Below are 17,554 nucleotides of genomic sequence, written 5' to 3' on the forward strand. Positions count from 1 at the left end.
CGGCAAGCCGCACCCGCCTCCCCTGTCATCGATCGCCGCGGGCGTCGCAATCTCGACGAGACTGCACACCGTCACGGCAAACTCACGCCTGGATTGAGCGCGACGCATCGCCACCATCCGATCTCCCCCCTTGAGGGGGAGATGTCCGGCAGGACAGAGGGGGGTGCGGCGCCCTGCGCCGCCCTCTGTCTCCATATCCTGAAAACCGTTGGGGAGGCCTGAAAATGACCCAGATCCACACCGGCGGGTGCCAGTGCGGCGCCGTGCGATACCGGGCGGAAGGAGCGCTCGGGTTTCCGCATCTGTGCCATTGCCGCATGTGCCAGAAGGCGGCGGGGAACTATTTCATGCCGCTCGGCGGGGTGATGTACGAGAACTTCAAGCTGACGCGCGGCGAGCCGGCCTGGTTCCAGTCGTCGGAAACCGTGCGCCGCGGCTTCTGCGAAAAATGCGGGACGCCGCTCTTCTATGACGGGTCGAGCGACCATATCAGCATCATGCTCGGCTCGCTCGACGATCCTCAATCGGTGAAGCCGGAGTTGCAGACCAATCTTGCCCACAAGATGTCCTGGTTCGGTGAACTCGACCACCTGCAGCACGATATCGCCATGGACATGACCGAGGAACAGGAAAAGACTGTCTCGGCCAGCAGCAACCAGCACCCCGACTACGACACCGAGGTCTGGCCTCGAGGCAACCGGCACGCGGAGGGTCAGTCATGAGCGATACCATCCGAACCGGCGGCTGCCAGTGCGGCGCGATCCGCTTCCGACTTGAAGGCGAGCCGTTCGATTCGTCGGTCTGCCATTGCAGAATGTGCCAGAAGGCCTTCGGCGCCTATTACGCGCCGCTGGTGGCGACCGGTGAGGCAAAGCTCACCTGGACGCGCGGCGAACTGAAGTATTTCCAGTCGTCGAACCACGTCCGGCGCGGCTTCTGCGGGAATTGCGGCACGCCGATGACCTACGAGGCGGCGGACGGGGTCGCGATTTCCGCCGGCAGCTTCGACGACCCGGCCCTGCTGCCGCCGGTCGTGCAGTTCGGCGTCGAGGGCAAGCTTTCCTTCGTCGACCGGCTGTCCGAATTGCCGGCGCGCCACACGATGGACGATATCGACACCGCCCCCTTCCTGGCCGATATCGTCTCCTACCAGCATCCCGACCACGACACCGAAATCTGGCCGCCGGAGAACGGTCCGCCAGAAAACCAGCCACCGGAGAACAAGCGATGAGCGAAACCCTTAGAACAGGCGGCTGCCAGTGCGGCGCCGTGCGCTTCCGGATCCACGGCGAACTCGGCCGCGCCTCGATCTGCCATTGCCGCATGTGCCAGAAGGCCTTCGGCGGCTTTTTCGGGCCGCTGGTCTCTGCGCCGAAGGACGGCGTCGAATGGACCCGCGGCGAGCCCAAATATTTCCAGTCCTCGGTCAATATCGACCGCGGCTTCTGCGAAAACTGCGGTACGCCGCTCACCTACCGTTATCCCGGCGGACTGGAACTGGCGATCGGCGCCTTCGACGACCGCGGCGACCTCGCCCCGAAAATCCAGGTGAATTATGCCTCGCATATCCCGTGGGTAACGACGATCTTCGACCAGCCGGTCCGCGACAGCGGCGAGGACGCCGTCAAGCAGGAGCAGATCATCTCCTTCCAGCATCCCGATCACGATACCGAAAACTGGCCGGCGAAAGGGCTTCACCTGTGACCGAAGTCTTTCGTACCCTCTACCCAGAAATCGAGCCCTACCAGACCGGAACGCTGGATGTCGGCGATGGCCATGTTCTTTCCTGGGAACGGGTCGGCACGCCGGGCGCCAAGCCTGCCGTCTTCCTGCATGGCGGCCCCGGCGGCGGCATCAATCCCAACCAGCGGCGGCTGTTCGATCCTGATCTCTACGACGTGCTGCTGTTCGACCAGCGCGGCTGCGGCAAATCCACGCCGCATGCGAGCCTGGACGCCAACACGACCTGGCACCTGGTCGCCGACATCGAGCGGCTGCGCGACATGGTCGGCGTCGAAAAATGGCAGGTCTTCGGCGGCTCCTGGGGTTCGACGCTGGCGCTCGCCTATGCGGAGACCCATCCCGAGCGCGTCAGCGAACTTCTGGTGCGCGGCATCTATACCGTCACCCGGCCGGAGCTCGATTGGTACTACCAGTTCGGCGTGTCGGAAATGTTCCCGGACAAGTGGGAGGCCTTCGTCGCGCCCATTCCCGAAAACGAACGCCACGAGATGATGGCCGCCTATCACCGCCGGCTGACCGGTCCCGACAAAGCCGAACAGATCCGCTGCGCCAAGGCCTGGAGCGTCTGGGAAGGCTCGACCATCACGCTTCTGCCGAACCCCGAGCTTGCGTCGGACCATGACGACGACCATTTCGCGCTCGCCTTCTCGCGTATCGAGAACCACTTCTTCATGAATGCCGGCTGGCTGGAAGACGGGCAGCTTCTGCGCGATGCGGTGAAGCTCAAGGGCATTCCGGGCGTCATCGTACACGGCCGCTACGACATGCCCTGCCCGCTGAAATATGCCTGGCAGCTTTCGAAGGTCTGGACGAACGCGGATTTCCACCTCATCGAGGGCGCGGGGCATGCGGTCTCGGAACCGGGGATTACCGACCAGCTGATCCGCGCGACGGACCGGTTTGCGGGGAAGGTTTGACCGTGGAGTTCGTGGCCACCCCCCTCTGCCCTGCCGGGCATCTCCCCCTCAAGGGGGGAGATCGGATGGGGCACGGCCTTCCCCAAACAACGGCCGCAAGAGACGGCCGCATTCGAGCCGGCCGCGGCAATCCTAAATCTGTCTTGCGGGCGAGGCATCGCTCCTGTCCGATCTCCCCCCTTGAGGGGGAGATGCCCGGCAGGGCAGAGGGGGGTGATGCCGCCAACAGCATAATCTTGCTCCAGGAGGAGCACCCATGACACGCGAACGTATCTATCTCTTCGACACCACGCTGCGCGACGGGCAACAAACCCCCGGCGTCGATTTTTCCGTCGAGGACAAGATCGCCATTTCCAACCTGCTGGACGAATTCGGCCTCGATTACGTCGAGGGCGGTTATCCCGGCGCCAACCCGACCGACACCGCTTTTTTCTCGGAGAAGCGGACGTCGAGATCGAAATTCGTCGCCTTCGGCATGACCAAGCGGGCCGGCATTTCCGCCTCCAACGATCCGGGCCTGGCCGTGCTGCTGCAGGCGAAAAGCGATGCCACCTGTTTCGTCGCCAAGAGCTGGGATTATCACGTCCGCGTCGCGCTCGGCTGTTCGAACGAAGAGAACCTTGAATCGATCCGCGACAGCGTCGAGGCCGCCCGCGACGCGGGCAAGGAGCCACTCGTCGATTGCGAGCATTTCTTCGACGGCTACAAGGCGAATCCCGAATATGCGCTTGCCTGCGCCAGGACGGCCTATGAAGCCGGCGCGCGCTGGGTGGTGCTCTGCGACACCAATGGCGGCACCCAGCCGGGCGAGATCCGCGCCATCGTCGAGGCGGTTATCGCGTCCGGCATACCGGGCAGCTCGCTCGGCATCCATGCCCATGACGATACCGGCCAGGCGGTCGCCAATTCGCTCGCCGCGATCGAGGCGGGCTGTCGGCAGATCCAGGGCACGTTGAACGGCATCGGCGAACGCTGCGGCAATGCCAATCTCGTCACGATCATCGCGACGCTCGCCTTGAAGGACGCCTATAACGGTCGGTTCGAGACGGCGATCGATGCGGAGCGGCTGACTGGCCTCACCCGCCTCAGCCACGCCTTCGACGAGCTCTTGAACCGCTCGCCGAACCACCAGGCGCCGTATGTCGGCGCCTCGGCGTTTGCCACCAAGGCCGGCATCCATGCTTCGGCGCTCTTGAAGGACCCGCGCACCTACGAACACGTGACGCCGGAAAGTGTGGGGAACCTGCGCAAGGTGATGGTGTCCGACCAGGGCGGCAAGTCGAACTTCATCAACGCGCTGAAGCGCCGCGGCATCGAAGTCGGCAAGGACGATCCGAGGCTCGACCAGCTGATCTCGATCGTCAAGGAACGCGAGGCGACTGGTTATGCCTATGAGGGCGCCGACGCGAGCTTCGAACTGCTCGCCCGCCGCACGCTCGGCACCATTCCGGAATTCTTCGCGGTCGAAGGTTTCCGGGTGATGGTCGAGCGCCGGTTCGATTCGCATGGCCGCATCAAGATCGTCTCCGAAGCGGTGGTCAAACTCGTCGTCGACGGCCAGACGCTGATGTCGGTGGCCGAAGGCGATGGCCCGGTCAACGCGCTCGACCGAGCGCTGCGCAAGGATTTCGGCAAATACCAGCACGAGATCGACGACCTGGTGCTCGCCGACTTCAAGGTGCGTATCCTCAACGGCGGCACGGAGGCGATCACCCGCGTGCTGATCGAATCCACCGACGGCGACGGCGTGCGCTGGTGGACGGTCGGCGTCTCGGAAAACATCATCGACGCCTCTTTCCAGGCGCTGATGGATTCGGTCATCTACAAGCTGATGAAGAACCGCCAGCTGGCGGGGAAGATCGCGGCGGAGTGAGAACTGGGAACATTGCGGCCTGATCGGCGTTGCCCGACCGTCATATGCTGCGTCGATCGTTTCCTCGACTTCGGCGGCATGCTGGTTTAAAGCTCCGACGTAACGACGAATGGACAGAGGTTTTGGTCAAGCCAAGAGCCGGCACCTTTGCACCCGATCTGCGGCTCTTCCCCGGATGAGCGCAATCTCAACCTGCGGAAAGCTCATCCATGACGGTGTCACCGAATTTTCGTATCCGACCTTGACCGACTCCAACCCACCCTCATCGCTTGAACGGCTGGGCTGGTCCGATTTCTTTGCGGATCAGGTCGAGCCGGGCGAAGCGGAACTTCTGCCCAGGCGCGTTGCTTCGGTTCACCGGGCGCGCATCGACGCGATCGACATCAGCGGGCCTGTCGGGATCGAACTTCCGCCCAATAGCAATACGGCGGATTTTGCGGTCGGCGACTGGGTTCTGGCCGATCCGCTAACGGGCATGCTCGTGCGCCGTCTTGCCCGAAAAACCGTGTTTCAGCGGCGTGCGGAAGGCGGCCATGGCCAGCAGCTTGCCGCGGCCAATGTCGATACCCTGTTCATCGTCACCTCGTGCAATGCCGATTTCAACCCGGGACGGCTGGAACGCTACCTGATCATGGCCAACCAGGCCGCGACCAACCCGGTGATCGTGCTGACCAAGGCCGACACGGTCGAAGATGCCAGCCTGTTCGAGCAACAGGCCAAGGCGCTGCAGCGCGACCTGCCGGTGGTCGTCCTGAACGCGCGGTCCGACGATGCGGTTTCTCTCCTGGAGCCCTGGTGCGGCGTCGGGCAGACCGTAGCCCTGGTCGGCTCCTCCGGCGTCGGAAAGTCGACGCTGGTGAACACGCTCGCCGGACCTCAGTCCGACACGATGCAGAAGACCGGCAGCATCCGCGAACGTGATGCAAAGGGCCGTCACACCACAACGGCACGGTCGCTGCATGCGATTGCCGGCGGCGGCTGGGTGATCGACACGCCGGGGATCAGAACCCTCTATGTCAGCGATGTCACCGACGGCATCGACACGCTGTTTGCCGAAATCACCGATCTGGCGCCGAATTGCCGGTTCCGCGATTGCACCCATGCCCACGAACCGGGATGCGCCGTGCAGGCGGCCGTTGCCAGTGGCGCGCTTTCCGCCGATCGCCTGGAACGCTGGCGCAGCCTGCTTGCGGAAAACCGCGACAGAACGCCGGTGCTGAGCGGTCCGAAGGGCAACAAGATCGTCCGCAAGAAGAAATACTGAAGGCTTCGCGCCAATACCGTCCCTGCAGGAGCTGGCAGGCGGCCCCCCGAAGCCTCCGGCTTCAACCTGGCCATTGTATATCAGGGCCTTTAGTACCATATAGACGGCACATTGAGGCGGCCGCTCGCGATAATGACGCAGCAGCGCCTGGCAACCAACCCCCTCGCTATTTCATTAATCCAAGAGGCTCCGGCATCCCGCCGGAGCATCGAGATCGGAGACGTCCATGTCTGATAAAAAAGCAAGCACCCCGGACCAGCCCTACCAGCCTATCCCCTTTGCCAAAAAGCATCGCATTTCGGTTGAGGATGCGAAGGCGATCATCGAAAAGCACGGCGCAGACCGCAAGTCGGCCGACAAGGAAGCACGGCGCGTAGCCGTCTAATCCTTCTCGCCCGTAAGACGACTGGAAGAACCGGAGACTGAGGATGCCGCACCCGGCTATTGAACCTTCAGTCCCAGTTCCGCCAGGATGTCTCCGGCCTGCTGTCGCGAGATCGTCGCTCCCCTGAATTTCCTGGCATCGATCAGCTTCAAGCCGCCGAGATCCGCCCCGCGCAGATCGGCCCCTTCGAACCTGGCATCGACGAGCCCCGTGTCGCGCAGGCTGCAGCCGTCGAACACGACATCGCGAAAATCGCATTTCGACAGATCGGCCATGCCGAAATCGACCCGCTCGATCCGGGATTTCCGGAACGACAATGCGGGAAGTCTCGCCTGCGCAAGGATGGTCTCCTTGAACGACAGGCCGAGGGAGGCGATCCGGGTCAGATTGGCGCCGGTCAGCTTGCAGCCGACAAACCGGGTGTCGTTCATCTTCGCTTCCAGGAAAGCCGCGTTGTTGAAGTCGCAATTGCGGAATTCCGCTTCCGCAAGGTTGGCGCCCGTAAAATTGGCGAATGCCCCGCGGCATCCCTCGAACTTCGCCCCTTCAAGATCGGCTGCCCGCAGATTGACGGTCGTCATCCGGCAGTTTCTGAATTCCCAGCGCTGAAGATCGAGCCCGGACAGGTCCGCTTCCTCCAGCGTGCAGCCGTTCAGGACCACCGTGTTTCCGGCGGCGGTGAACGCAAGTACCTCCGCGCGCCCGATCCGCTGTTCGGAAACCTCGATGGGATCCGCTGCGCCATGACCTTCGCCTCCGCCGACATTTGTTGGCGTGGTTGATCAGAGATTCGGGTTGGAGACAACTGACGGTACAGGAATGGAACGGTTCGGCGTGCTCCCAATAATCTCCCTCCATGAGGGGAAGATGTCACCGAAGGTGACAGAGGGGGGTAGCAACGGCGCGACAAACGCAATGCTCACGAATATGCTGAGACATTACCCCCCTCTGCCCTGCCGGGCATCTCCCCCTCAAGGGGGGAGATCGGTATGCCGCGCTGTCTCTCCCTACGTTGGCCGTCTTAATGGAAAAAATGGGAGCCCCCTCACACCTCCTCGAAACTCAGCCCCCAATCCTCCTCGCCGTACCATTCCCCCTCGCCCATCGGCGGCTGCCGCCAGCGCAGGCTGCGGACCTGATAGCCGCGGCGCGAGCGGAAGGCTTCCGCCAGTCCTTCGTGGCGGCCCGGCAGAGGTGGTTGCTGGCCTTCGGCCCAGACGAAAGAGACCGGCTGCAGGAATCTGGCGCCGAAGCCTTTGGCGCGTCGATCGATCATCAGGAAACCCGCAGAACGGGTAAAGCCGCTCCTTCGACCGTGGTCGATCGCCGGGAAGCCCAGCGGGAAAAGCGCGCGCCCGGAGACCGCGAGATTGTCGATCCAGGCGGCCGGCGGATGGTCGAGCGCGAAGTTGGCGTAGATCACGTCCGCATCCTCCTTCGGCCATTCGGTCGCGTCGCCGCGGACGAGCTCGACATTCGCGTAACCCGTCAGGTTCTGCCGCGCCTTGTCCGCGAGAGCCTCGTCGTATTCGACGGCGATCACCCGGCCGGACGGCCCGACCAATTCGGCGATAATAGCAGTGTAATACCCGGTCCCGGCACCGAGATGGGCGACCGTCTCTCCATCGCGGATGCCGAGCGCGTGCAGGGCGCCGGCATGCAGCGACGGCATGCCGTTGTTGACGCCGCGCGCCGTATCCAGCCCGACCAGCACATCCTGGTAGAGCACCAGCGGATCGGTCGAGGCAAGCTCGCGGTAATTGCGGAAATCGTTGTAGACCCAGGGCGGCGGGCCGACGAATTGTTCGGGCGGCACCTTGGCGAGGGCGGCGAAAAGCCGGGCGTCCGCACTTACCCCGGCCTTCGCCAGGATCTGGCGGGCATAGATCTGCCGATGCAACGGCTGGTTTTCGAAATCCATCCAATTCCTCCATTCTGACAGGGAATCACTATCGCAAGCCAAGCCGACAGAATCGCGACAAACGATAGGTTCTTCAATGAAATGAATTGGTCCGGCCCCGCCACATCGTCTAGACGGGAGGGATAATCAGAACAGAATACCGGAAACACCCCGCATGGCCATCGATACCGCTCCGGCGACGATAGTGAAGAACGAAGACACGCCGCGCGGCTTCGCCTTCGGGCTGACGGCCTATTTCCTCTGGGGTTTCCTGCCGTTCTACCTGAAGGCCGTCGCCCATCTTCCCTCGCTCGAAGTGCTGGCCCACCGGGCGCTCTGGTCGGTGCCGGTCGCCGGGATCGTTCTCCTGGTCCTGCGTCGCACGGGTGATCTCAAGGTGGCGATACAGAACCCGCGCATGCTTGCCATGGCATGCCTGACCGCGCTGATCATCATGGCGAACTGGGGTATCTATGTTTGGGCGGTCGCCGCCGGCCGGGCGCTCGATGCGGCGCTCGGTTATTTCATCAATCCGCTGTTCAGCATCTTTCTCGCGGCCGTCCTGCTCAAGGAACGGCTGGCGCCGGTTCAGCTCGCCGCGATCGGCCTTGTAGTGGTGGCGGTGGCGATCCTCACCTATGATGCGGGCGGATTGCCGTGGGTTTCACTGGCTCTCACGGTTACCTGGGGTTTCTATGCGCTCTTCCGGAAAACCCTGCCGATCGGCCCGAACCAGGGTTTCTTCCTGGAAGTGCTGCTGATCAGCATTCCCAGCCTGCCCTATGTGATCTGGCTGGAATCGACCGGCCAGGGCCATCTCCTCAATTCGACCGGCTGGGACACGTTCATCCTGGCGATCGCCGGCATCGTCACCGCCGGGCCGCTGATGATCTATGCCAACGGCGCCAAGCTTCTCAAACTCTCGACCATCGGTATCATGCAATATATCGCGCCGACGATGATCTTCCTGATCGCGGTCTTCGTCTTCCATGAGCCGCTCAGTCTGGTGAAGCTCGGGGCGTTTGCGCTGATCTGGTTCGCACTGGCGATCTATACCTGGTCGTTTCTGAAGCAGACACGCGGCCGATAGGCCTTTCCCGGAGCATTCCCATGAAGATCAGCGATATCCCGTTCGGCACCACCGACTGGAGCGCCATTCCCAAGACCGAGCACAAGGGCGACACGGGGCTGGCGACCTGGCAGACCTGCCATTTCGGGGGAATAAGGGTCCGGATGGTCGAATATACGCCGGGTTATCTCGCCGACCACTGGTGCGTCAAAGGCCATATCCTGCTCTGCCTCGAAGGCGAGCTGAGGACCGAACTCGCCGACGGCCGGGTCTTCACGCTTACGCCCGGCATGAGTTACCAGGTGGCGGACGATGCCGAGCCCCATCGCTCCTCGACATCGGCCGGCGCCAAACTCTTCATCGTCGACTAGGGCTCGACCGCCGACGCTTACAGCCTCGAAATCACCGCGCCCTCGCCGCTCGACGGCGGGCGCTCTTCGCCCTGTTCCAGGATCGCCGGGACGATCTGCTCGACATCGGCGATGACCAGCGGCTGGACGAGATGCGCGCGGTGGATGAAACCCTGTTCGCGCATGTGGGTGATGAGGTCGAGCATCGGATCCCAGAAACCGCCAATATTGGCGAACACCATCGGCTTCTCATGCCGTCCGAGCTGGGCCCAGGTCATGATCTCGACGATCTCCTCCAGCGTGCCGATACCGCCCGGCAGGGTCACGAAAGCGTCAGCGCGCTCGAACATCTTGTGCTTGCGCGCATGCATGTCCTCCGTCACAATCAGCTCGTCGAGCTGGCCGAGCGAATGGCGCGTGGCCTCCATGTCGACCAGGAATTCGGGAATGATGCCGGTGACCTGACCGCCGTTCGACAGGACGCCGGCCGCGACCGCACCCATGATGCCCTTGGTGCCTCCGCCATAGACGAGCCGAAGCCCATGGGCGGCAATGGATTTTCCGAGCGCACGGCCGGCTGCAATATAGGCGGGATCGCGCCCCGGCTGCGAGCCGCAGTAAACGCAGATGGATCGAATCGGCACAGTTTTCTCCGCAACGCATTTCAAAGGGAGGGCCAAACCGAGGCCCGGTCGTCAAAATTGACGGGAAATGCCCGGAAGAGCAAGGGTTTATCGTGTGAAAAGCTTGTGAATGCGGGAGGAAAGGGTTAATCCGAATATGCGATGGCTATAGCTGTCGGGAGAGGCATTGATGATGAAAAACCGCGCCGGCTGGCTGGCTCTGATCGTACTCGCTATCGCATCGCTGCTGATGGTTTTCTTGGTGATGCCTGCTATCAACAAGGATTCAAAGCCGATCGGCGACGCGATCAATGCCGCAGGCAATGCCGTCAAGGACGCGGTGACGGAACCCCAGCCCACAGCCAGAGCGCCTGATGCCGCAAAGCCGGCCGACCAGGCTGCCGCTGCCCCGCAGACGGCTCAGCCAGCTGCGTCTTCCGCAGCAGGCCAGGCCGCGGCGATGACCCCGCCCTCCTTCGACGTGCTGCGCGTCGAGCCCGACGGTTCGACGGTGATCGCCGGCCGCGCCGCGCCCCATTCCAAACTCGAAGTCACCGATGGCGTCGCGATCGTCGCCAAGGTCGACGTCGGCCCGAGCGGCGATTTCGCCGCCATCCTCGACAAGCCGCTGCCGCCCGGCGACCACCAGCTCGTACTCAAGGCGATCGGCAAGGATGGCAATACCACCCTGTCGGAGGAAACGGCGACCGTCTCGGTACCCGCCGACAAGAACGGCAAGCTGCTCGCCATGGTCACCAAGCCCGGCAAGGCAAGCCGCCTGATCGCCACGCCGACACCGGACGCCGCAACTCCGCCGGGCGCGAGCGCCGCGCAGCCGGCAGCCCAGGCCGCGGCAGCTTCGCCTGCTACCAATCCCGCTCCGGCCAGCCCCGCGCCTGCCACCTCTCCGGCCGCCCCCTCGGCCGCACCGTCTGCCAATACGTCCGTTGTCGCCCTGCCGGCACCGCCGTCCGGCTCGTCCAATCTCGCGTCTTCCGCGCCGAGCATACCGGTCTCGGCACCCGCCTCTCCGGCGGCGACGTCCGCTGCGCCTGAACTGCGTGTCACCGCTGTCGAGATCGAGGGCAACAAGATCTTCGTCGCCGGCAACACGAAGGCTGGCACCTTGCTGCGCGGCCAGGCCGACGGCCGTCCGATCGGCACCGCGCAGGCGGGCCAGGACGGCAGTTTCGTGATCGAAGGGGCGATCGACCTTGCAGTCGGCGACCACCGGATCGGCGTCGAGGTTGTCGGGCCCGGCGGACAGGCTCTGGTACGGGTCGAAGTGCCCTTCAACCGCCCGGCCGGCGACCAGGTTGCCGCCGTCGCAGCGCCGCAGCCCGCCAATAACGGCATGTCGGCGGCCGACAGCGGCGCCTTCGACAAGCTGCGCAACGAAACGGTGCGCGCCTTCAACCTGCTGCGCGGGCTTTACGACGACGGTCGCATACCCTCGGCGGAACAGATGGCAGCCGCCCGCTCCGCCACCTCGATCGCCCTGAAATCGCTCGCCGAATACCGTCTGCCGGCGGATGCGGCCGCCTCCGCCCGGGTGCTTGCCGAAACCACCGTCCAGAACGCTGCGGCGGCGGTTGCCGCACTCGACGCGCTTCCCAAGGATGTCGCAAGCGTCGGCGCCGGCCTGAAGCGGATCGGCGAAATGATCGCCCGCGCCGTCGGCCCGACCATCGCCCGCGAGCTGCACGGCGTCCAGGCCCCAGCATCCGCCCCGATGACGGTCACCGATGCCAGCGGCACCCGTACCATCCAGCAGGAGCCGCTGACCCAGAGCGAACGCAGTTCGGTGATCATCCGCCGCGGCGACACGCTCTGGCAGATCTCCCGTCGGGTCTACGGCCAGGGTGTGCGCTACACGACGATCTACCTCGCCAACGAGGACCAGATCCGCAACCCCGACGTCATCCAGCCGGGCCAGATTTTCGGCGTGCCGGACGAGGCCCTGCCGGACTCGGAGGAACTCCATCGCCAGCGGATGATACAGCGCCGGTCGTAAGGGGCTCGGGTACCAATATTCCTCCCGGCCCATTCGGGACGTCGCTTGGGACTGCGGCGCCTCCCTGACCTTCCTCATTCCTCTGATTGTCACAGGAATCGCACCGCACCGCGTCGGCGGTGCGAAAGACTCTTCCCGCGCATATTCCTGCCGAGAAACCGGGAGCGATTTCCCCACCCCGTGAAAAACGCATCCAGCCCAACCACCGCCGCCATCTCAATTCCCCTGCCCAAAAGACCCTTGGGCCGCCAATAGCCGCGCCCGCTCCGGTTCGGCAGCCGCGCCCGCTCCGGTTCGGCCAGCTTCGCGCAGGCTCGGAGGAATACCGCGGTGATCAGGCGGCGTGCTCGCATATTATCTCCGACTCTGATCCATGCCGCGCGGACAGGAGAAGAAAATGGTTTCCAGCATTAATTCCATTCGGACCTGGTCCTCCCAGGCGGCCCTCAATGCATTCAATGATGTCTCCAACAACAGGGCGCCCGGCAGCTCGGCGTCGGGCTCATCCTCCTCGTCGCTCGCCGACGTGCTGTTTTCCAGCGGCGGTGACGACGACTACGAGGACGACAGGATCGCGGCGCTGATCGCCTCGCTGCAGCAGACCATGAACGGCAACGCCCCGGACACCGCAGGCGACGGATCGGTCGGCGACATGTCCAGCAAGGCGTTCATGAAGGCCCTGCAGGAGAAGCTGGACGCGCTGAAGGCGAACCCCGACAGCAAGGCGATGGCCGAGGCGATGCAGAAGGCGCTGGACGCCGGCACGCTGACGATGACCGATGCGGTCGCCGGCGACCAGATCACCGCCTGGGACATTACCGACGGCAAACAGACTTCGGCCGGCATTACCTCCGTCGACAAATCCGACTGGACACAGTTCCTGAAGGACCGCCTGACACGGGACGAAAGCGGCAAGTTCGTGCGCAACGCCGACGGCAGCTATATCGAGAAGGCGACCGGCGCGAGCTCCTATTTCGGCATGGTCGGCGAGGCATATTATTACATCTCCTGGACCACGCCGACAGCGACCACAAAGCCGGCAGCCGGAACCGTCACTGCCTCGTCCGCCGATACCAAGTGACCGCGACCGGCGGTGGCCGGAGACATCCCGCCTTCGCCTCGCATCGCCCGGCCGGTCCGAAGTTTCACGAAACCGTCATTGCAACATTCTTCCCCGGACCTTATGTGCGGGAGGCGTTTCGACGCGCCCGCTCCGGAGACATTGATGGCGAATAACAAGAAGACCATTTCGGCGGATGCCAGCAATCCGCTCGGCACGCTCGTCAACTTGTGGCCCTATATGTGGCCGGAAGGGCGCGCCGATCTGAAGGCCCGCGTCGTCTGGGCGACCTTTTATCTCTTCCTTGCCAAGTTCGTGCTCCTGACCGTGCCCTATTTCTTCAAATGGGCGACGGACGCGCTGAACGGCAAGCTGGATATGGCAGGCCTCCTGCCCGCCTTCCTGCTCGGCGCCGTGGTGCTGGTCATCGCGCTCAATTTCACCCGCATCCTGCAGGTAGGACTGAACCAGCTTCGCGACGCGCTATTTGCCTCCGTCGGCCAATATGCGGTGCGCCAGCTCGCCTACCGCACCTTCGTGCACATGCACCAGCTGTCGCTGCGCTTCCACCTGGAACGCAAGACCGGCGGCCTGTCGCGGATCATCGAGCGCGGCACCAAGGGCATCGAGACGATCGTCCGCTTCACCATTCTCAACACCGTGCCGACTCTGCTCGAATTCCTGCTGACGGCCATCATCTTCTGGGTCAGCTACGGCTTCTGGTACGTTCTCGTCACCGCCGTCACGGTGGCGCTCTATATCTGGTTCACCGTGAAGGCCAGCGACTGGCGCATCTCCATCCGCCGCTCGATGAACGACAGCGACACCGACGCCAATACCAAGGCGATCGATTCGCTCCTCAATTTCGAGACCGTCAAATATTTCGGCAACGAGGAGATGGAGGCCAAGCGCTTCGACAGTTCCATGGCGCGCTACGAGAAGGCCGCGACCGACGTCTGGACCTCGCTCGGCTGGCTGAACTTCGGCCAGGGCGTGATCTTCGGCCTCGGCACGACTGTCATGATGGTGATGTCGGCGCTTGCCGTGCAGCGCGGCGAGCAGACGATCGGCGATTTCGTGTTCGTCAACGCGCTGCTGTTGCAGCTTTCCGTGCCGCTCAACTTCATCGGTTTCGTCTACCGCGAAATCCGCCAGGGGTTGACCGATATCGAGCAGATGTTCGAGCTGCTCGAGGTGCAGCCGGAGGTCGTCGACCGGCCGGATGCGAAGCCCCTCGACATCGCGCAGGGCTCGATCGCCTTCAAGGACGTGCATTTTTCCTATGATCCGGCCCGGCCGATCCTGAAGGGTGTCTCCTTCGAAGTGCCGGCCGGCAAGACGGTGGCGATCGTCGGCCCGTCGGGTGCCGGAAAATCCACCATTTCCCGCCTGCTCTACCGGTTCTACGACATCCAGGGCGGCTCGATCACCATCGACGGGCAGGACGTGCGCGACATCACGCAGCATTCGCTGCGCGCGGCGATCGGCATGGTGCCGCAGGATACGGTGCTGTTCAACGATACGATCGCCTACAACATCCGCTACGGCCGCCCCTCGGCGAGTGAGGAAGAAATGCTTGCTGCCGCCGAAGTGGCGCAGATCGGCCATTTCATCAGCGCCCTGCCGGACGGTTTCGACACCAAGGTCGGCGAACGGGGCTTGAAGCTTTCGGGGGGCGAGAAGCAGCGCGTGGCGATCGCCCGCACCGTCCTCAAAGCCCCGCCGATCCTGATCCTCGACGAGGCGACCTCGGCGCTCGACACCACGACCGAACATGAGATCCAGTCGGCGCTCGACCTGGTCTCGAAGAACCGCACGACGCTGGTGATCGCACACCGGCTTTCGACCGTCATCGGCGCCGACGAGATCATCGTGCTTCGCGACGGGCAGATCGCCGAACGCGGCACACACAATGCGTTGCTCGAACAGAACGGGCTTTACGCCTCGATGTGGAACCGCCAGCGCGAAGCGGTGCAGGCCGAAGAGCAGCTGCGCAAGGTCCGCGAAAGCGACGACCTCGGCGTGGTGCTGCGCGGCGTGCCGGCGGCGGAATAAGCCGGCGGCAGAACGAATTCCAGGACAGGACCGATCTCAACGTGAAACGCTACCTCACCCCCCGCATGCTCCTCCTCGGCAGCATTGCCATCGCCTATATGCTGGTGCTGGTCTTCTTCGGCTCACCGCTGCTCGCCTTCACCACCTGGATGGGCTGGGTCGATCCGCAGGCGGCGCGGTAAGCGGACGCACTGTTCACAGGGCGGCGACTGTTCGTATCGCGGTTGAGATGCCATCTAACGTGTAACTTCAGACACAGTAAATTCACGGTGGTAACGCAATGAAAAAGATCGGCTTTCTCTCCTTCGGGCACTGGACGCCCTCGCCGCAGTCGCAGGCGCGGTCGGCATCCGATGTTCTCCTGCAATCCATAGACCTCGCGGTGGCGGCCGAAGAGCTCGGCGCTGACGGCGCCTATTTCCGAGTCCACCATTTCGCCCGGCAGCTCGCCTCGCCCTTCCCGCTTCTGGCCGCCGTCGGCGCCCGCACCAAGCGCATCGAGATCGGCACCGCCGTCATCGACATGCGCTATGAAAACCCGCTCTACATGGCGGAAGATGCCGGTGCCGCCGACCTGATTTCCGGCGGACGCCTGCAGCTCGGCATCAGCCGCGGCTCGCCGGAACAGGTGATCGACGGTTTTCGCTATTTCGGCTACCAGCCGGCTGAAGGCGAGACCGATGCGGATATGGGCCGGCGTCATGCGGAAGTGTTCTTCGACGTGCTGCGCGGCGAAGGTTTTGCCAAGCCCAATCCGCGGCCGATGTTCCCCAACCCGCCCGGCATGCTGCGCCTGGAGCCGCATTCCGCGGGACTGCGCGAGCGCATCTGGTGGGGTTCGAGCTCCAACGCGACCGCCGTCTGGGCCGCGAAGCTCGGCATGCACCTGCAGAGCTCGACGCTCAAGACCGACGAGAGCGGCAAGCCGTTCCACATCCAGCAGGCCGAGCAGATCCGCATCTATCGCGAGGCCTGGAAGGAAGCCGGCCATGCCCATGAACCGCGCGTCTCCGTCAGCCGCAGCATCTTCGCGCTGATGAACGACACGGACCGCGCCTATTTCGGCGGCAGCGGCGAAAGCCAGGACCAGATCGGCAATATCGACCCGCAGACCCAGGCGATCTTCGGCCGCTCCTATGCCGCCGAGCCCGACAGGCTGATCGACCAGCTGAAAGCCGACGAGGCGATCGCCGAGGCCGATACGCTGCTCCTGACGGTGCCGAACCAGCTCGGCGTTGAATACAACGCGCATGTGCTCGAGAGCATTTTGAAGCACGTCGCGCCGGGGCTGGGGTGGCGGTAGGGCAACCCGCATCCGGAAAATGCGGGAGCAGAACGCTCGACGATTGCGCCTTGCGGGATGTCAAAGAAACCGCAGACGGGTAGTTGTGGGACCAGGCTCGGATGAGCCTGGTTGCCTCGGCGATCACTTTGCCATGTCGCGCCAGGCCGTGTGTCCGGTCAGCCGGTGCATGCCGGCGCGATATGCATCTTCCGACGTCGACCAGCGCAGGCGGGCATATTCTTCGACATCCGGACCGACCTGGTAGCGAAGGCGATCGGTCGGGTCGGTGGCGGCGGCGTGGATCGCCTCGACCACCGACTGCTCTTCCGTGGAGGCGAAGGGATAGTTGATCATCGACTGCAGCATATGGTCGAAATATGGTCGATAGCTTTCGGGCACGGGCGCTGCCTGTGAGGCGGCCATGCCGGTAGTTGTGAAATTGGTGCTGCGCATCGCGCCGGGCTGGACCAGCCGCACCCTGATGTTCTGCGACGACAATTCGTAGGAGAGCGATTCGGAAAGGCCTTCGACCGCCTGTTTCGAAGCGCTGTAGACCGACAGCAGCGGCATGGCCGCGATGCCGACGCCCGAGCCGACATTGACGACCGTGCCGCCGCCGCGCCGGCGCAGGTGCGGCACCGCCGCCTGGATGACGTTCACCATGCCGAAGACATTGGTCTCGAAGATCTGGCGGATCGCATCCGCCGGCGTCGCCTCGAAGATCGAGACCATGGTGATGCCGGCATTGTTGACGACCGCATCGAGGCCGCCGAAGCGGGCTATGCCGGCTTCTATGGCCGCTTCGATGCTGGCCGGATCGCCGACATCGAGGGCGGCGACCAGGATGCGGGCGGGATAGGCGTTGGCCAGTTCCGGATCGGGCCTGCGCATCGTCGCGACGACGTTCCAGCCCTTTTCCGCGAAATGGCGGGCGGTCAGCTTTCCGAGGCCCGACGAGCAGCCGGTGATGAGAATGGTCTTAGTCATGTGTTGGCTCCAATGTGTTGATGCGTCTT

18 protein-coding genes are annotated in these 17,554 nt (G+C 63.8%); 14 read left to right on the top strand and 4 right to left on the bottom strand.

The features are described from left to right. The first annotated feature begins 224 nt into the window (after positions 1 to 224). From ACZ9EJ_RS11925 to ACZ9EJ_RS11955, 7 genes are all read left to right on the top strand, one after another. Positions 225 to 722 carry a GFA family protein gene (locus ACZ9EJ_RS11925; protein WP_046640393.1) on the top strand — a complete coding sequence of 166 codons (498 nt, stop codon included), beginning with the start codon at positions 225 to 227 and terminating at the stop codon, positions 720 to 722. Next, complete coding sequence (locus ACZ9EJ_RS11930; RefSeq protein ID WP_046640392.1) at positions 719 to 1,231, top strand: GFA family protein; 513 nt, start codon at positions 719 to 721, stop codon at positions 1,229 to 1,231. Before ACZ9EJ_RS11925 ends, ACZ9EJ_RS11930 begins: the two co-directional genes overlap by 4 nt. Next, positions 1,228 to 1,704, top strand: a complete 477-nt coding sequence (locus ACZ9EJ_RS11935) for a GFA family protein (protein ID WP_046629963.1) — start codon at positions 1,228 to 1,230, stop codon at positions 1,702 to 1,704. The genes ACZ9EJ_RS11930 and ACZ9EJ_RS11935 overlap by 4 nt, the downstream gene beginning before the upstream one ends. Beyond that, positions 1,701 to 2,660, top strand: a complete 960-nt coding sequence (pip, locus tag ACZ9EJ_RS11940; protein ID WP_046640391.1) for a prolyl aminopeptidase — start codon at positions 1,701 to 1,703, stop codon at positions 2,658 to 2,660. Before ACZ9EJ_RS11935 ends, pip begins: the two co-directional genes overlap by 4 nt. Before the next feature lie 256 nt (positions 2,661 to 2,916). Continuing rightward, entirely contained in the window at positions 2,917 to 4,533 is a 1,617-nt protein-coding gene (cimA, locus tag ACZ9EJ_RS11945) for a citramalate synthase (protein WP_046642216.1), read from the top strand. Positions 4,534 to 4,708: 175 nt separating this feature from the next. Then, positions 4,709 to 5,797, top strand: a complete 1,089-nt coding sequence (gene rsgA / locus ACZ9EJ_RS11950) for a ribosome small subunit-dependent GTPase A (RefSeq protein ID WP_255742879.1) — start codon at positions 4,709 to 4,711, stop codon at positions 5,795 to 5,797. 226 nt (positions 5,798 to 6,023) lie between these two features. Next, the gene (locus ACZ9EJ_RS11955) at positions 6,024 to 6,182 is read left to right on the top strand and encodes a hypothetical protein (RefSeq protein ID WP_251090008.1); all 159 of its coding nucleotides are present in this window, start codon (positions 6,024 to 6,026) and stop codon (positions 6,180 to 6,182) included. Positions 6,183 to 6,238: 56 nt separating this feature from the next. On the opposite strand, the gene ACZ9EJ_RS11960 is transcribed toward ACZ9EJ_RS11955, so the two are convergent. After that, positions 6,239 to 6,844 carry a pentapeptide repeat-containing protein gene (locus ACZ9EJ_RS11960; RefSeq protein WP_251090009.1) on the bottom strand — a complete coding sequence of 202 codons (606 nt, stop codon included), beginning with the start codon at positions 6,842 to 6,844 and terminating at the stop codon, positions 6,239 to 6,241. A 383-nt stretch (positions 6,845 to 7,227) separates the two neighbouring features. Beyond that, on the bottom strand, positions 7,228 to 8,103 hold the full coding sequence (locus ACZ9EJ_RS11965) for a protein-L-isoaspartate O-methyltransferase family protein (RefSeq protein WP_046642219.1): 876 nt from the start codon (positions 8,101 to 8,103) through the stop codon (positions 7,228 to 7,230). Positions 8,104 to 8,257: 154 nt separating this feature from the next. On the opposite strand from ACZ9EJ_RS11965, the gene rarD reads away from it, so the two are divergent. Both rarD and ACZ9EJ_RS11975 read left to right on the top strand, forming a co-directional pair. Then, positions 8,258 to 9,172, top strand: coding sequence for an EamA family transporter RarD (rarD, locus tag ACZ9EJ_RS11970; RefSeq protein ID WP_046642220.1), 915 nt, complete (start codon positions 8,258 to 8,260; stop codon positions 9,170 to 9,172). Positions 9,173 to 9,192: 20 nt separating this feature from the next. Further along, positions 9,193 to 9,522 carry a DHCW motif cupin fold protein gene (locus tag ACZ9EJ_RS11975; protein WP_046629956.1) on the top strand — a complete coding sequence of 110 codons (330 nt, stop codon included), beginning with the start codon at positions 9,193 to 9,195 and terminating at the stop codon, positions 9,520 to 9,522. A 17-nt stretch (positions 9,523 to 9,539) separates the two neighbouring features. On the opposite strand, the gene ACZ9EJ_RS11980 is transcribed toward ACZ9EJ_RS11975, so the two are convergent. Continuing rightward, a complete protein-coding gene (locus tag ACZ9EJ_RS11980) occupies positions 9,540 to 10,169 on the bottom strand; it encodes an LOG family protein (RefSeq protein WP_046642221.1) in 630 nt (209 codons plus the stop codon). 145 nt (positions 10,170 to 10,314) lie between these two features. On the opposite strand from ACZ9EJ_RS11980, the gene ACZ9EJ_RS11985 reads away from it, so the two are divergent. The 5 genes from ACZ9EJ_RS11985 to ACZ9EJ_RS12005 all read left to right on the top strand — a co-directional run bounded on the left by ACZ9EJ_RS11985 (position 10,315) and on the right by ACZ9EJ_RS12005 (position 16,556). Beyond that, a complete protein-coding gene (locus ACZ9EJ_RS11985; protein WP_046642222.1) occupies positions 10,315 to 12,138 on the top strand; it encodes a LysM peptidoglycan-binding domain-containing protein in 1,824 nt (607 codons plus the stop codon). Positions 12,139 to 12,535: 397 nt separating this feature from the next. Beyond that, positions 12,536 to 13,219, top strand: coding sequence for a hypothetical protein (locus tag ACZ9EJ_RS11990; protein WP_046642224.1), 684 nt, complete (start codon positions 12,536 to 12,538; stop codon positions 13,217 to 13,219). 144 nt (positions 13,220 to 13,363) lie between these two features. Next, entirely contained in the window at positions 13,364 to 15,253 is a 1,890-nt protein-coding gene (locus ACZ9EJ_RS11995; RefSeq protein WP_046642225.1) for an ABCB family ABC transporter ATP-binding protein/permease, read from the top strand. A gap of 41 nt (positions 15,254 to 15,294) precedes the next feature. Beyond that, entirely contained in the window at positions 15,295 to 15,435 is a 141-nt protein-coding gene (locus ACZ9EJ_RS12000) for a hypothetical protein (RefSeq protein WP_156376347.1), read from the top strand. A 98-nt stretch (positions 15,436 to 15,533) separates the two neighbouring features. Then, entirely contained in the window at positions 15,534 to 16,556 is a 1,023-nt protein-coding gene (locus ACZ9EJ_RS12005; RefSeq protein ID WP_046642226.1) for an LLM class flavin-dependent oxidoreductase, read from the top strand. Between the two features lie 123 nt (positions 16,557 to 16,679). On the opposite strand, the gene ACZ9EJ_RS12010 is transcribed toward ACZ9EJ_RS12005, so the two are convergent. Then, entirely contained in the window at positions 16,680 to 17,525 is an 846-nt protein-coding gene (locus ACZ9EJ_RS12010) for an SDR family oxidoreductase (RefSeq protein WP_046642227.1), read from the bottom strand. Positions 17,526 to 17,554 lie beyond the last annotated feature (29 nt).

The organism is Neorhizobium sp. USDA 3394 (genome assembly GCF_056280385.1).

Bases quoted from the DNA above. Each gene is read 5' to 3' on its own strand.
- ACZ9EJ_RS11925 (WP_046640393.1), top strand. From the start codon at position 225: ATGACCCAGATCCACACCGGCGGGTGCCAGTGCGGCGCCGTGCGATAC.
- ACZ9EJ_RS11930 (WP_046640392.1), top strand. From the start codon at position 719: ATGAGCGATACCATCCGAACCGGCGGCTGCCAGTGCGGCGCGATCCGC.
- ACZ9EJ_RS11935 (WP_046629963.1), top strand. From the start codon at position 1,228: ATGAGCGAAACCCTTAGAACAGGCGGCTGCCAGTGCGGCGCCGTGCGC.
- cimA (WP_046642216.1), top strand. From the start codon at position 2,917: ATGACACGCGAACGTATCTATCTCTTCGACACCACGCTGCGCGACGGG.
- rsgA (WP_255742879.1), top strand. From the start codon at position 4,709: ATGAGCGCAATCTCAACCTGCGGAAAGCTCATCCATGACGGTGTCACC.
- ACZ9EJ_RS11955 (WP_251090008.1), top strand. From the start codon at position 6,024: ATGTCTGATAAAAAAGCAAGCACCCCGGACCAGCCCTACCAGCCTATC.
- ACZ9EJ_RS11965 (WP_046642219.1), bottom strand. From the start codon at position 8,103: ATGGATTTCGAAAACCAGCCGTTGCATCGGCAGATCTATGCCCGCCAG.
- rarD (WP_046642220.1), top strand. From the start codon at position 8,258: ATGGCCATCGATACCGCTCCGGCGACGATAGTGAAGAACGAAGACACG.
- ACZ9EJ_RS11975 (WP_046629956.1), top strand. From the start codon at position 9,193: ATGAAGATCAGCGATATCCCGTTCGGCACCACCGACTGGAGCGCCATT.
- ACZ9EJ_RS11985 (WP_046642222.1), top strand. From the start codon at position 10,315: ATGATGAAAAACCGCGCCGGCTGGCTGGCTCTGATCGTACTCGCTATC.
- ACZ9EJ_RS11990 (WP_046642224.1), top strand. From the start codon at position 12,536: ATGGTTTCCAGCATTAATTCCATTCGGACCTGGTCCTCCCAGGCGGCC.
- ACZ9EJ_RS11995 (WP_046642225.1), top strand. From the start codon at position 13,364: ATGGCGAATAACAAGAAGACCATTTCGGCGGATGCCAGCAATCCGCTC.
- ACZ9EJ_RS12005 (WP_046642226.1), top strand. From the start codon at position 15,534: ATGAAAAAGATCGGCTTTCTCTCCTTCGGGCACTGGACGCCCTCGCCG.
- ACZ9EJ_RS12010 (WP_046642227.1), bottom strand. From the start codon at position 17,525: ATGACTAAGACCATTCTCATCACCGGCTGCTCGTCGGGCCTCGGAAAG.